Origin of the sequence: Chlorogloea sp. CCALA 695, assembly GCF_003003885.1 — a bacterium.
Classification (GTDB): domain Bacteria; phylum Cyanobacteriota; class Cyanobacteriia; order Cyanobacteriales; family Chroococcidiopsidaceae; genus Aliterella.
In genome coordinates this window covers 1-14304 of the sequence record NZ_PVWN01000038.1, presented here as the reverse complement: position 1 = coordinate 14304, position 14304 = coordinate 1, and the positions used below count along the sequence as shown (strand labels likewise).

Genomic DNA, 14304 nt, shown 5'->3' with positions numbered 1-14304 from the left:
CCACAATTAAACTGATGCGCCAAGGCAAGAGACTCTTTAGCCCGATTGCTACAATATCAACTGTAGAAAGCTATTTAGAAGGAAAAAATCTCACTTCAGGGCAAAAGGAAGCGATTGCACTTACAGCCACCACTACTGACCAATTCATTGCGTGGCAAGGAGTAGCAGGGGCGGGAAAAACCTTCGCCCTTAACGAGTTGAAACAGATTACTCAACTGCTTCAAGGAGTAACAGAGGGGCAAAAGATAACATTATTAGCTGGATTTGCCCCAAGCAAGGAAGCGACCAAAGGATTAGGCGAAGAATTAGGCATTGAAGCCAATACTGTTGCCAGCCTTTTGCTTTCCAAGCAGCCAAAAGAACATCAACCAAACCAACTTTGGATTGTCGATGAAGCTGGGATGCTTAGTGCCAAAGACGGGTATGCCTTGCTACAAAAAGCGACCGCCGCCGGAGCAAGAGTAATACTCGTGGGCGATACGCGACAATTAAGTGCTGTTGAAGCCGGAAATCCATTTAAGAGCTTGCAACAAGCTGGAATTAGTACAGCACACCTCAACCAATCGCTACGGCAAAAAGTCCCAGACTTAAAGCTTGCCGCCGAGCTTGCGGCGGCTGGAAATCATGTTGATGCCCTGCAACACCTTTTAGAGGTAGGGAGGATTCAAGAAATCCCTCGTCTTGAGGAACGGAGTACGCTGATTGCTCAAGACTACTTGCAACTAAGCCCAGAGCAACGGCGAACCACTTTGGTTTTAGCCGGGACTCACAAAGAGAAAGCTCAGATTATGCAGCAGATCCGGGCGGGGCTAAAACAGGATGGGACGTTAGTAGGCGAGGATGCTGTTGTAACTCGACTTAAGCAAAAAGACCTGACGAACGTACAAGCTCGATATCGGCATCATTACAATATTGGCGATGTAGTCATACCTTTACGGGAGTACAAACGGGCAGGGCTGTGTAAAGACCGAGCTTATGCTGTGTGTGGTTTTCAATCTGACAAGCTAGTTTTGAGTGATTGGTCAGGCAACCAAGTTGCAGTTGATCCAATGAAGTTTCGCAAAACTGTCTACACCCAACAAACTATTGAGGTCTGTGTTGGAGACTCTCTGAGATGGACAAGAGAAGACAAGCAAAGCGGGCGCAGCAATCGAGATGAATTTATGGTTGTGGCGATTGAGGAGCGGACGGCAACGATTCGCTATTTTAACGGCAGAGAGGAATCGCTGCAAATAGACGAGCCACTACCGATTGATTATGCGATCGCTTCGACAACCTATAGTAGCCAAGGCAAAACCGCCGACCGGGTGCTAGTCTCATCAACAGTTGACCCAACAGTAAGCCAGGAAAGTGTTTATGTTGCGATCAGCCGCGCTAAGTACGACCTGAAAATCTACGCTGAAGATATCGATTATTTACTAGAGCAAGCACAAGAAAGCAAAGCTCAAGAAACGGTGCTGGAGCTATTGCAGCCCAAAGGTAAAGTACAAGTAAGTGCAGTGCCGGAAGTAACCGTTAGGCAGAAAGTAGAAGTTTCGGAGGGTGTCACCGAAACACCACAGTTGAGGCATAAGGAAAAATCCGTAGTCTCAAATATTGAACGGATGCGCCCAATCGTCAAAAGAGAGCCTCCAAAGCAGTTAGAGGTATTTTGGACTCCAACATTAGAACAAGTTGCTCCACCCCATATTGAGGCAAATCACTGGCAGGAGTTAGTAGAAAGTAGCGCTATTCATCCAGAGATCGCGGCTCTTAATTTTCGCAGCCTGCAAATGGGGAGTATAGAGCAGGAGCATGAAGCCTGGGAGTACCTGATGTACTCGGACAAGTTAGAACGTACCAATATCGGACAACTAACTACTGGAATGCTGAAAAGGTACGCCCACATTGATGCGGGTGGTTGGTGGTGCGATTCTGGGGTAAATGCTATCTCTTTCTCAAGTTTGGAATCAACTACTAAGCCTCAAGAGAAAAGATGGGGATGCTACAAGCCAAACTCACCAAGAACAAACCCGGATAAGCCAGGAAAGCTCGTCAAGTACGAGCATCCGCCAAAAATCGACTTGGGTATTTTTCTGCTCCATGTACCCGACGATATTGCCGAGAGGATTTACTCTAAAGCAGGTATCGATCCTAGTTCTGAAGATCGAATGCGCGGTTTTTGGTACTGCACTTGGAAATACAACTTGCCTATTACCATTACTGAGGGAGCCAAGAAAGCAGCTAGTTTGTTAAGCCAAGGTCATGTTGCCATCGGGCTACCAGGAATTTATGCAGGGTATCGCAGCAAAGATGAGCAGGGAAGACCAATAAAGGCTCATTTACACGAAGAATTGGCAGTTTTCGCTACCTTGGGGCGCAATATTAGTTTCTGTTTCGATTACGAGACGCGCCCAGAGACAAAGCGAAATATCGAGATTGCTATCTCTCGCACTGGTAGTTTGTTGCAGCAGCAGGGAGCAAAAGTTAGCGTGGTCAGTCTGCCGGGACCAGAAAAAGGGGTAGATGACTTGATTGTGGCTCATAGCCCACTTGCCTACGAACAAGCGGCATCAGTGGCACTGCCACTACGACAATGGCGCGAACACAACAAGCAGTCACGGCATTTAGCCATCGTGCCGCCTAAAAAATTGAGCGTTCAAGAGAGGAAAGAACAGCTAAAAGACTCAGTATTGGGTCAGCAACCCGTCAACAACCAAAAACAAAACCAATTACCGGAGCAAATTTCTCATGACAGCATCGACCGGCGACAACTCAAAGGAGAGCATACAGCAAATGGACACCCTAGCATTAACCAAAGCCTTAGCCCCGTTGACAAAGAAGATCGCTCAATTGGAGAAAACTGGCACTCAACTTACGAGCAGTACGGAGCAACTGAGCGAACAAATCTTGCGACTGGAAGTTACCCAGACCGCGAACCTAAACGAACTGAAAGCAAGTTTCCAGAGCTTTTTGAAGCAATTAGCCGACACCTTGAACTCCAAAAAGTCGAGCAGCTTGGAGCCGACATTGCAGAGCTTAACCGAAGCCTTGCAAATGGTAAGCTCCCAGATCAAGGATGTGAGGACATTGCCAAAGTAATCACAGAAAAAGAGAATTTACCTCAACAAGTACAAGGAAGTAAGGCTCAAGAAAACCTTTTAGAACCAGGAGATCATCATGACAGACGACACAGTTTTATTAACGGCGATCGCCAACCTAACTCGCAGCATAGAGGAGTTGAAAGCTCAGAACACCGAAGCCTTACAGGAGAACAAGGAACTCAAGAGTTATATCCGCAAACAGTTGAGCGCCAGCCCCCTAGTAGTGAAGCAAATGCTCAACGACTTCATCGCTCAGTTCAAAGAAGCGCTGGAGCAACAGAAATCAGACAAAATGAGCGAAACGCTGAAGGATTTGGTCGAAGCGATGAACAACCTTTCAGTCAAACTAGAGGATACAAGCCTGGTACAAGTTCAAGTCAACGAACAGGTGATGGAAGCTTACGAGGAAATTATGGGCAACAAGAAGCAATTCCAGGGCAATGGACAGAAGGAACCATCCCTACCGATGAACAATGGGCGACAGCTTTAGTAGAATTGGCTCCGTTAGTTGGGTCATTTAATGATGAACGAATTCTTGGAAATGTCAATCTAGGTCGGATACTAGCTACACTGACTGGACAAATTAAACATCTACATCGTTCAAGCAAACAGTATAAATTTGCTGGACTATCAGAACTTGCCCAAGACTTAACTGGGCAACAATCTGAGTTAAGTCTAGTTGAATATCTCCCGATAATTCAGCTTGTACTATCAAGGCTTACTCAAAAACTAGCGTCAACTGACCAGTTACAGCCTAATTGGACGATGGCAGAATCACGCTTGGAGGCATCTATACTCATTGGCGAACTGCAACCTGAAATAGAAAATCTAGCTCAGGTGGTTTCATACTGGCAGTCTGAGGCAGAACTTGAACAAGCAATTTCTCAATTTAATAAAGTCGTTCGGCAAGAGGAGCAACAGCAAACCTTCGATTTCGGTGAGTTACCAGAGCTAATAAGTCAGGTAAATACACAGCAGCTATTGACGCAAAAAATTGTAGACATAGCATCTCTGACTCAACGATTGGCACAATTTACTGAAAAAGTGCCAACTGTGTTCAATGACATGAGCGCTTTAGTAGAGGATTTGCAGTCCCATCACGCTTTGTCGCAATTACTGGAAACAGGACTCACTAACGGACTAGCTGCGCTCTCAGAACTTGCTGCCGATTTTAATCCCAAGGCGCACAAGTTCGAGTTTGAGAGCATGACCGAAATAGCTCAACTGTTCTCCCAGCAACAAACTCACCTAACTGTCCAACAGGAGCTAGAAAGTAGTGGATTACTAGAACAACTCCAAAAAACAACCAACAATGCGTCTTGGGCTATCTCTCAGCACATTGACCAGTTTAAAGAGAACTTGACTATGCTAAAAACTTCCAATCCTAGCAAGGCAGTTAAGAAACTAGATACAGCAATCTCCAGCTATACGGAACAATCCATAACTTCTTTAGCCGATGGGTTGCGTGAAATTCCTCTTGAGGAAATCGCAATTCGTTTAGGTTTAACTCTGGACAAACACGACAAACATAAGTGGTGGGGCGACGGACAAATCCTTAGTATTAACAACCAGAAATTCTACGACCATTTGAACCTTAAAGGTGGGTATGGAGCAATTGATTTAGTCATTCACGTCCAGGGGCAAAGCTTCAAGGAAGCACTCAAATGGTTGTCTGACGGGATTAGCGAACTACCGCGCTCTTACCTGCGTCCATCACCATCAAAGGCTGTAGAACGCCAACCGTTTCAATTACCAAATGCCGACGATTCTAAGTGGTTAGCTGTAAGACAATATCTAGTCGAAAAACGTAAAGTACCCGCAGCTTTAGTAGATGAATTACACAACCAGGGCATAATTTATGCTGACACCAAACAAAATGCTGTATTCCTCCGCCAAGATATCAAAGGCAACGTTACTGGAGCCAGTTTGCGCGGCACTTACAAAGATAGCTCTTTTAAAGGGTTAGCAACAGGCAGCCAGCGTGAAAACGGATGGTTCTCCTTTTTCCAGGGCGAAGGTCAGCTAAAGCGGATTGTATTAGTCGAGTCAGCTATCGATGCCTTGTCTGCTGCCGCCTTAGCAGAGCAACCTGGAAAAGCAATGTTTATATCTACTGATGGGGCGGGTTCTATTCCTGTCCATTGGCTACAACAGCAAGGGGTTGTAGTTATCGCGGCTCACGACCAAGATCGCGCTGGCGAAGAAATGGCATGGCGATTAGCGATGGATGTTAGTTCTGTCACTAGAGCAGTACCGACCTATGGCAAGGACTGGAACGAGCAGCTAAAAGACGTAGCATCAAAGTTAGATCCTTCACAATGGAAGCTGGTTGCTCAGGCAATCGGTAAGCCTGATGCTTATGTCAGCCGAATTATAGCAGTTGTTGATTCTGGTCAACCGCTACCAGTAGAAGCACAATCTGCAATGCAGCAGGACTTCAGTACCTACAAGCAACTTTCTAGCAATCTTTGGCAGTGGCATCAGGCAGCGCGCTCGTCTGGCTATAGTGAAGCTTACCTTAAGCGTATTGCCGAAGTAGCGATCGCATTGCACCATCCCCAAAAACCGATTCCCTTATCAGAAAATGCAAAGCAAGCGATGCAGCAGGACGTTCCTAACTACAGCCAGGTAAATTGTAAGTCCCGTCGTTTGTAATTACAAATTAAAATCACGGGCAAGTCGCGCAAGCTTCGGCGATTAGCTCATGAAGTTTTCTAGCTATTGAATCAGATACAGACTCCTCGCTATCTATTTGCTTAAAAACAACACATTGCTTGTAAACCTTGTCAGTGTGTAGGATTAATTGACAATTTACGTCACCGCCGCCAAACCAGGAGGAGCTATTGACTTTAACTCTAATCGGAATACCGGGCAAGTAGTCTTTGATCATTTCTCTAGCAATAGTTGTAACCATTCGTTTTTTATTCATGGCGATTCTAGAGGATTGAGAGTTTCTGGGCCTATCGCAAGCATCTGGTTTGGTTTCTGAGTATTATTTCAAGCATCTTCGACCTACATACTATTTGTGGTTTAGTTGCCGTGAAGAATTAGTGAAGATACTACGATCTTGACCAAAACTTTCGTTTATCCTTGAGTCGTAACTGATAGCAGAATTAGCAGCGATGGCAGAGTCACCGATGGTCGGGGCGCGAGTTCCCCAAGACTGGCAACAACGCTCTTAGCACGATCACCGCCGCAGGTCGCAAAGAAGCTGAGATAGTCAGGGATGCGATAGCGCAAGCGCGCACGCAGGGCTTCGCTCAGTATTTAGGTAAAACTGACCCCACAGCCGTTAAGGGTGCAATAAATGACCTGCAAGATCGGGTGGCTAACGTGGAGCGGAAGCTAATCTCTTTAGGTCGTCTGGTTGGGTAGTGAATTAATTGGCGGACTTTAATTCGTTTAAAAGGGAACTATGTTAGCAAAAGTAGAGCGGCAGAATACTATTACTAGAAAAAATCTTGTTTCTAGCTTGATGATTGGGTTGATTGTGGGACTATTGGCTGGTCTTCCTTTGGGTTGGTTAGCTCATCAGTTCTATGCTGAACGACGGTTAGCTGATGTGTTGGTTTGTCGGGAAAAGAATCGGAACTTGCCTGAAGTTCAGGTTCAGGCTATTTGCGGGTCAAGATTCTAAAATTAATCGCCAACAATACTTGCTGTAATCATTGCTACCACCCTTGGGCAGACTGACCCATAGCCGTTAAGGGTGCTATCGCCGATCTTCAAGAGCGAGTAGCTGTCTTGGAGCGGAAGGATTTGTGAGGCTGGGGCAATTAGCTGGTTGGTGTCCTAATACTTCTCGGTTAAGAAATACGGTATGATTTTCCTCACGGAAGCTCAAGAGTTTCAGCCATACCTCCTGCCCAAAATTAGGGACGAGACAGGCTTAACCGAGAGGTATTGGTTGGTGTCCTGAAGCAGGGATAATTCATTCTAAAAGTAAAAATAGCTTGTCAATGTCATGGGCAAGAAATCGTTCCGCCTTAGTCAAAGAATCATAACCACCCTTGCGAGCAAGATTGATGGCAATATTGCGGATAATAGACCCCTGTGGTAGCGGCATTATGATTAGTGAACGGCGCAGTATCAACACCTGCAATCACATCCTTAACCCAGTGCAAGCGATTTTCAATACCCCAATGCTGTCGGATCTTCTCAGCAAAAGTCATTGCCTTTGAGACTAAAGAGCTAATGTAATAATTAGTTTGCAAATATTGTTTTCCAGAGCGGATACCAATGCGTTCAACTTGAATGAAGCTTTTTGCTCCAAGCCAATCGGAGTCGATGCCACCGAGGTCAGCGAAAACACTTACGAGTCTACAGGTCGTTCGACCCCGATTTTTCTCAATATCAACAAACCGTTCGCAAGGTTTTTGAACTTCGGCAATTGTTTTAAGTTGTGTTAGTAGTCGAGGTTGATTCCCTTTGACGGTGATAACATAATCGTTGCCGCCCTCAATAATCAGCTTAGTAGTTTTTTTGGCAGTGCAGGGCATCCATGGTGAATACTACTCCTTCAAGCTGCAATGCCTCAAGTATTGTTTGCACCACTTTCAATTCTCCGCTCTTATTCGATTCAAACTGTTGGGCAGCAAGCACGACTCCTTGTTGATGGCTATACACTGAAACTAAAGAAACAAAGTTTTGGTAGCCGTTCTGTGTTCTGTAACCGTTCCTCTGATACTTTTGCCATCTATTGCTATCCACTCCCCTGGTTCAGGAGTGAAATTGCTATTCACCCATTGCTCAAACTGCTGTGCAAGTGCTTGAAAATCGAGTTTCTGCAAGATGCGACGAAAGGTTGTGTCCGATGGCAGGCGAGTTACCGTTAATCCTAGTTTCTCACTCACAGTTCCGTAGTGGCGCGCTCCAAAGTCTTCCAGTGCATAATAACTTCGGCATCCACTTATTGTTCCCATAATCACTAATAGCAAAATCAGCCATAGAGGATAGCGTCTCCCTTGAGAAGCCCGAAAGTCTCTAATTTCCTGAAGTGATTGGATTAAGTTCGCACCCATCTTATTTCCAAAACTTGTTTGTTTCAATCATTCTAATATTTCTTTAAGAAACGAATTATCCCTGGGTGTCCTGAAGTCTTCTAGCTTTTAAAGACTACTCCTTTATGACGTTTCAGCAGTACGCTTACACCTAAAGCACCCAATACAAACGTACCCAACACAGAAGAAGGTTCAGGGACTATGTAAGTTTGTGCCTGATTCCACGCTAGCGTACCAACTTGGCGACCCATAGCTCTCCCTGCTAAGTCTCCATCTTCAAAGTGAATACCACCATAACGACGAGAAATTCCAGCCTCCTCTGCTGCTGCCGAGAAAGTATCCCATGAAAGAGTTATATCCGTTGCCGGACCTAGTCGGTTTGGAATAAGAGAGCTTCCTGCTAGTTGCGTGTAGGAAGCACTAAAAGCATCGCTGCCTGTAAATAGTTTGAGGATTTCAGCACCAGTCGCACTAAAGGCACTATGTCCCGATACGTATTCTGGGAAAGGAGGAGTAGGTATATAAGACTGCCAATCTTCATCAATTAGATAGCGGATAGCTGTCACTGGACGTTCAGAATCGTATACTCTTTTGGTATCCCATACGGCGATGCTGGTATCAAAAAGAGCATTGTTCAGAATAAAGAACATCTGGACATCATCATCAAGGTCGTGTTCGTCTCTGGTGGAAACCTCCTGAGCAAAAAGATTCCAGTGACCGGGTGGGGTTTCCGTTGACGGACCGTCTGACCAGTATTGAGCGATCGTTATTTGCTCGTCATTAAGGTTAGTAACTAGATCGAAGACTTGTTGAGCCTGGTTTTCATAGTCTTCCATCTCAGCCGTCGTCTTAGGACCAGTAGTGGGTCGGACTTGCGAACCAGATTCGAGCGCAAACGGGGTTACAAGTCCCCAGTGAGGAGTAATATACTTCTGCTCAGTGAAGCCGCCTTGCCCATTAGAAATGGATAACGGTTGCCAACGATTGGGGTCAGCGATCTTGTCAGCACTATTTACTGGTTGATAGTTTGTGTAATCAGAGTATGCGCCTGGATTAAGATCGCCTAATTGATTCGAGCCATCTTGATGCCGAAAATCTAGTAATGCCTGTGCCGCTACATTGCCAATCCCGGCGGGTGTACTTGTGTCTGTGGAAGTGTTGTTAGGATCGTAACCAAGGCTTGTCATTACTTGGTTAAATTGATTAGCCTGGGACGGGAATAAGTCTACTAGAGTTTGATAGGCCGCGTAACTACTTGCCTCGGCTTTGTTATCCAAAGTATTTTCTGCTTCAGGACGTTGGAGAGTATCACCAAGCATCGTGCCAATTGCCACTGAGTCGTAGGCAGACCAAGCATCATAGATGCCAGTATGCATGATCGCCAGAGCGCGTGCTGTTATTGTGGGAGCGGATCTAGTGTCACGTACCGCTTGTAAAGCGACCTCATTCCATAGAATAATCTCGTTTCTACTTTCGCCTACACTTAAGGAAGCAGCTTTCACGCTATTGGTTAAGAATAAGCTAATTACTGCTACTCCAAAGGGTATATATAGTTTCATTTACTTGTACCTATTGTTAAAACAAATTATTAGTTTTTTACAGTTTTAGCAGTTGGAAATGAGCGATTAAATTTTCCGTTGGGCAGCCTGTTTGCAAAGAGTTGTCAAGTTTAATGGTTAACTTCTCTGAAGAAGTCATCAAAGTTTTTACTGAGACGATAATGTTGATTATCACCCTTTCAGATTACTCGTTTTTTGAGCGATTTTAGAGAAGACTTCGTCGCGAGCGTACTTAGGTAAGACTGACGCAACATCGGTTAAGGGTGCGAAGCCCGTTACTGGGCGCTTAGGACGGCGCTCGCAAATACTTGCGGTTTTGCGGTTAAAGCATTTTCTGGGTAAAGCGCCTCGGAACCCTGGATTTTATACCACCACAGATCGCCCTCGTAATCAAACCAGCGCCTAACTACTTTTGTGTGTTGTTCTTGCTCGTTCTAGTACAGGGTTACAAATTCGTACAGGTCAAACTTGGGAGCAGTAATTTCAATTGTTGGATTGTTCATTTTTAGTTTACTCTTGAGCGAAAACTGGGTCGATTGGTTGACACTTTACGGCTGTACTTTACTGGATTTTTGCTGTGGAGGTATTCGCTGCCATCCCAACTCTATAAGTTTTCCGTTTTCTTCCCAAATCCTGATCGCTTCGTGTACGTTAGGCGACGGAGAGTAGCCCATTGTTGCGCCTTGTAATTCGAGTTCATTCAAGCTTTGCTCTGGGTTGTTTTCTTCTTCATTGCTACTCAAATCCTAAAACTCCGACTGAGCGCGATCGCGCCCTTCGGAGTAGTTTATTCGGTAACAGGGGGAAAAGTCTCGAATCGTTTAAGAACTACTTGAATATGCACGTCTCGCGCCTTTACTTCAGCTTCTAAAGTAGCTAAAACTCTATCAAAATTTGTCGTTGTATCCAAATTTAGAAATTGATCCACGAAACAGGCAGCATATAAAAGTTTTAATCCATCGATAAACCAACTATCAAGCTCCTTTACAGCAATTCCTTCAGATGTTAGTGAAGCCCAAAGTACCACTGTTCAAACAACTATTGATAACGGGCGAGTTCCCGCCGTGGGGAGCTTTCGCCGGAACTTGCAACTAAATGAAGGCAATTTACTCGGAATAGGCGATCGCATTAGTGTTGGTTATAGCAATACGGACGGTAGTAACGCAATCGATACGAGTTATAGTTTACCCCTAAATCCTCGTAATGGTACGCTCAACCTTAGCTATGGCACGACTTCAAGCCGGGTTATTGAGCCACCTTTTGACGTGCTAGATATTAAGTCTGAATCTCGCTACTATGACATAACTCTGCGCCAGCCAATTATTCAAACGCCAAGTCAGGAGCTTGCTTTGGGTATAAGTGCTAGTCGCCTAGAGAGTGAGACTTCCTTACTAGATATGCCCTATCCCCTGTCTCAAGGCGCAGATGAGCAAGGACGAACTCGGATCTCGGCACTGAGATTTTTTCAAGAATGGACGCAGCGCGATGCTCGTCAAGTATAGCCCTACAGATTCATGTTAAGACATACAATAGGAAAAGAAGCTTACTAAACAACATTTATGTCTGCTCCCTACAGTGAAGACCTGCGCCAAAAGGCAATTGCGGCAGTTGAGCGAGGAGAACGCAAAAGTGATGTGAGCCGGATGTTGAACATCAGTCGCAACACACTCGACTTGTGGCTGAAACGAAAAGAACAAACTGGCAACTGTCAAGCAATTACCCACTATCAACAAGGGAATAGACATAAAATCACCGATTGGCAGAAGTTTCGTGAGTTTGCGAAACAACATGGAGGTAAGACTCAAGGGCAAATGGCTTTATTGTAGGGAGATAATGTCAGTCAGCAAAATATCAGTGATGCCTTACGTAAGCTTGGTTTAAGTCGAAAAAAAAAACTTACGGATATCAAGAACGCGACGAGCAGCAACGACAAGCCTTCCGAGACCGACTGAAAACAAAAACGGTCGATGCGATCGTCTACGTTGATGAAGCAGGCATCGACAATCGTGACGATTACCTCTATGGCTACTGCGAAGTTGGGCAAAGATTTTACGCTCTCAAATCCGGTAAACGTACTGAAAGGGTCAGTTGGATTGCAGCACTACGCCAAGGAAGGGTGTTCGCACCGATGACCTTTGTTGGTTCCTGTAACCGCAACTTGTTCGAGATGTGGTTAGAGCAGTGTCTTCTTCCTCAATTGCAAAGGGGAAATGTTATTGTCATTGATAATGCAAGTTTTCATCACTCTCAGGTAATTGATGAGATTGTGGCAGAGGCTGGATGTGAGTTATGGTATCTTCCCCCCTATTCTCCAGACTTGAACAAGATCGAGCATTGGTGGTTTGTACTCAAAAACTGGATGCGGCAGCGGTGGAACGAATTTGATAGCTTTCACGACTGTGTTGATGCTGCATTTAAACATTGTCCCAACGTGTTTGCGTAGCGCTATAATTGCCGCGCGATCACAATTCAACTTAGGAGTTGGTGCAATAGATGCCACAGTTAACGCAGAACAACCTGATAGTCGCTTTTTCTCCTGGCGCTAACAGGCTCAGTGGGTGCGACTGTTAGCGCCAGAAACATTACTTTTAGTGCGCGGTAATGTCCAGCTATCAACTACGTCACTTGTGCCGTTAGAACAGTTTAGTTTGGGCGGTTTGCAAAGCGTTCGCGGTTATCGTCAAGACTTGCTGCTAACGGATAATGGGGCTTTCGCTTCGGCGGAAGTCAGATTACCAGTTCTACGCGTACCTGACTGGAATGCAGTTTTGCAAATAGCTCCCTTTGTAGATATTGGCAGCACTTGGAATGCTGGCAGGGAGGCTCCAGACACTAATTCCTTAGCTTCAGTAGGTTTGGGTTTAGGTTGGCAACAGAGCGATCGCTTTACGGCGCGTCTCGATTATGGGATTCCTTTAATTTCTGTGTCTTCTACCGAACGAACATGGCAAGAAAACGGTATATATTTTTCCGTGTTTTACAACCCTTTTTAACTGTCACGCCAATGTAGCAATTCTCAAATATGTACATTTGAGAATATGAAAATGCTTAGATTTTGACTTACGGCTTTGTTTAGGCGGCAGATAGAAGAATAGTTTTTTCCACTTATAACAATAGAATCATTTGTTTGTGCAAATGTGCAAATGTGTAAATTTAACTTTTTACAATTTACCCATTTGATAAATAATCCAAATGTGTAATAATGAAACTTACATATTTAACTTTATGTAAATTCAAACAAGTTTTAATAGAGTAAACTACTCCCACTGATTAGGGGTATCTTTTCAGTCGGGGTTTCTAGAGGTCTTTATGATTATTATTACTTGTGCATCTTTATCTGGAGGACAGGGCAAAAGCACCATTGCTTTGTTTCTTAGCCGAAAACTTGCTAGTTTGGGCTATCCTACAGTAACCGTAGATGCCGACCCACAAAATAACTTGACAACTTGGTTAGGAGTGGATTTAGACGGTAATAGTCCTAGCTTGTTAGAGGTACTTAAAAAACAGGTAGCAATTGAGGATAGCTTATATCTTATCAATGACAATTTATATCTACTACCCTCTGACGATGCTTTAATTCAGGCCCAAGAGTATCTGTCCATGCTTGGTTCTAGTGCTATGGTTTTACGGCAGAGACTTAAACCGATTGCTTCAGCATTTCAGTTCTGTGTAATTGATTCACCACCGCAGCAGACTCAAATTTGTTTAGCTACGGTTGGCGCTGCGGATGCTCTTGTAATTCCGGCGGAAGCGTCAATCAAAGGATTTAATTCATTAGTCCGCACATTGGCTTTAGTTGAGGAACTAACAGAGATTGGGGCGTTTACGGGCAAAGTTATTGGTACAGTTCCCTTTCGAGATAAATGGGTTGGTTTTAACCAAACACTTAAGAGCCGTCGTTCTATTGAAGCAATGGCGGAGATGGACAGCCCTGTACTACCTTCAATTCGAGAGTCAGATCAGTTTGAAAAAGCGATTAATCAGAAAGTTATGCTATCTGATTTGGGATATGGGGGTCTAGAATATCCCTTTGAAGTGCTGGTTCAAAAAATTCAGGAGGTAAAATCATGACAGACGATTTGCTTAGTCAAATTAAACTTAAAGCCCAGCAGAGAAAAGATGTGCCAGTGAGGAACACTTCATTACTTGGTTCTAGTAGTCTAAGCGTACCAAGTCCAGAACTAGAAAATGCTTCCTTTCCTCAAACAACATCTCCTCCAGAAGTTAGCAATCTACCTCAAATCAGCAAGCGTCTAGCTGTTCGGCTAGAAGATGAACTCCGCGACGGATTAGAGATGCTGTGCAAGTATGAAAAAATTACTCCTGAAACTTTTTTGGAAGCAGCATTAGTTATTTGCAATTCTAACCCTGGAACTATGACCTTAGTGTTGGCAGAAGCTAAGAGCCGTTATGCTAAACGAAAAATTGCCGGAGAACTACGGCGATTGAAAACAATAAATCAGAAATACCAGCATTCTTAATTTACTCGCGCAACTCGGTTCTGGCAATGCCCAAGCCATGCAAAGTGGTTGTCACATCTCCCTAATTGATTCACAGTAGTAGTATTTGCGCTCACCCAAGAAATTTACAGCAATTTGCGATCAAACCAGCCACAAAAAGAGCTATTTAATAGGGCTGAAAAACAGACCACAATGATGAAAC

The 14304-nt window shown here is 44.5% G+C and carries 13 protein-coding genes and 1 pseudogene; 7 read left to right on the top strand and 7 right to left on the bottom strand.

All coding sequences use genetic code 11. The annotated features are described in order from the left end of the window. Positions 1-14 precede the first annotated feature (14 nt). The gene (locus C7B70_RS17000) at positions 15-5738 is read left to right on the top strand and encodes an AAA family ATPase (protein WP_106370198.1); all 5724 of its coding nucleotides are present in this window, start codon (positions 15-17) and stop codon (positions 5736-5738) included. A gap of 13 nt (positions 5739-5751) precedes the next feature. Here C7B70_RS17000 and C7B70_RS16995 read toward each other — a convergent pair whose 3' ends face one another. Next, entirely contained in the window at positions 5752-6012 is a 261-nt protein-coding gene (locus C7B70_RS16995; protein WP_146134082.1) for a hypothetical protein, read from the bottom strand. A 486-nt stretch (positions 6013-6498) separates the two neighbouring features. Here C7B70_RS16995 and C7B70_RS16985 point away from each other — a divergent pair, with 486 nt between their 5' ends. After that, on the top strand, positions 6499-6720 hold the full coding sequence (locus C7B70_RS16985; RefSeq protein ID WP_106370196.1) for a hypothetical protein: 222 nt from the start codon (positions 6499-6501) through the stop codon (positions 6718-6720). Between the two features lie 361 nt (positions 6721-7081). On the opposite strand, the gene C7B70_RS16980 is transcribed toward C7B70_RS16985, so the two are convergent. The 6 genes from C7B70_RS16980 to C7B70_RS16960 all read right to left on the bottom strand — a co-directional run bounded on the left by C7B70_RS16980 (position 7082) and on the right by C7B70_RS16960 (position 10669). Further along, positions 7082-7582, bottom strand: a complete 501-nt coding sequence (locus tag C7B70_RS16980) for an ISAs1 family transposase (RefSeq protein ID WP_106370195.1) — start codon at positions 7580-7582, stop codon at positions 7082-7084. After that, on the bottom strand, positions 7554-7793 hold the full coding sequence (locus tag C7B70_RS28835) for a hypothetical protein (protein WP_369831897.1): 240 nt from the start codon (positions 7791-7793) through the stop codon (positions 7554-7556). The genes C7B70_RS16980 and C7B70_RS28835 overlap by 29 nt, the downstream gene beginning before the upstream one ends. Further along, positions 7715-8104 carry an ISAs1 family transposase gene (locus C7B70_RS16975; protein WP_106370194.1) on the bottom strand — a complete coding sequence of 130 codons (390 nt, stop codon included), beginning with the start codon at positions 8102-8104 and terminating at the stop codon, positions 7715-7717. Before C7B70_RS16975 ends, C7B70_RS28835 begins: the two co-directional genes overlap by 79 nt. A gap of 80 nt (positions 8105-8184) precedes the next feature. After that, positions 8185-9642, bottom strand: a complete 1458-nt coding sequence (locus tag C7B70_RS16970; protein ID WP_106370193.1) for a DUF6851 domain-containing protein — start codon at positions 9640-9642, stop codon at positions 8185-8187. A 548-nt stretch (positions 9643-10190) separates the two neighbouring features. Continuing rightward, positions 10191-10385: a hypothetical protein gene (locus tag C7B70_RS16965; protein WP_106370192.1), complete on the bottom strand. Its 195-nt coding sequence runs from the start codon at positions 10383-10385 to the stop codon at positions 10191-10193. Between the two features lie 44 nt (positions 10386-10429). Next, positions 10430-10669: a hypothetical protein gene (locus C7B70_RS16960; RefSeq protein WP_106370191.1), complete on the bottom strand. Its 240-nt coding sequence runs from the start codon at positions 10667-10669 to the stop codon at positions 10430-10432. Between the two features lie 37 nt (positions 10670-10706). Between C7B70_RS16960 and C7B70_RS16955 the strand changes: the two genes are divergently transcribed. The 5 genes and pseudogenes from C7B70_RS16955 (at position 10707) to C7B70_RS16935 (ending at position 14123) form a co-directional block, all read left to right on the top strand. Continuing rightward, complete coding sequence (locus tag C7B70_RS16955; protein ID WP_233220970.1) at positions 10707-11144, top strand: ShlB/FhaC/HecB family hemolysin secretion/activation protein; 438 nt, start codon at positions 10707-10709, stop codon at positions 11142-11144. 57 nt (positions 11145-11201) lie between these two features. Next, positions 11202-12085, top strand: a pseudogene (locus C7B70_RS16950) (IS630 family transposase). Between the two features lie 115 nt (positions 12086-12200). Next, the gene (locus C7B70_RS16945) at positions 12201-12635 is read left to right on the top strand and encodes a BamA/TamA family outer membrane protein (RefSeq protein ID WP_233220969.1); all 435 of its coding nucleotides are present in this window, start codon (positions 12201-12203) and stop codon (positions 12633-12635) included. Between the two features lie 316 nt (positions 12636-12951). Then, positions 12952-13713, top strand: coding sequence for a ParA family protein (locus C7B70_RS16940; protein WP_106370190.1), 762 nt, complete (start codon positions 12952-12954; stop codon positions 13711-13713). Next, positions 13710-14123: a hypothetical protein gene (locus C7B70_RS16935; RefSeq protein WP_106370189.1), complete on the top strand. Its 414-nt coding sequence runs from the start codon at positions 13710-13712 to the stop codon at positions 14121-14123. Before C7B70_RS16940 ends, C7B70_RS16935 begins: the two co-directional genes overlap by 4 nt. Positions 14124-14304: the final 181 nt, after the last annotated feature.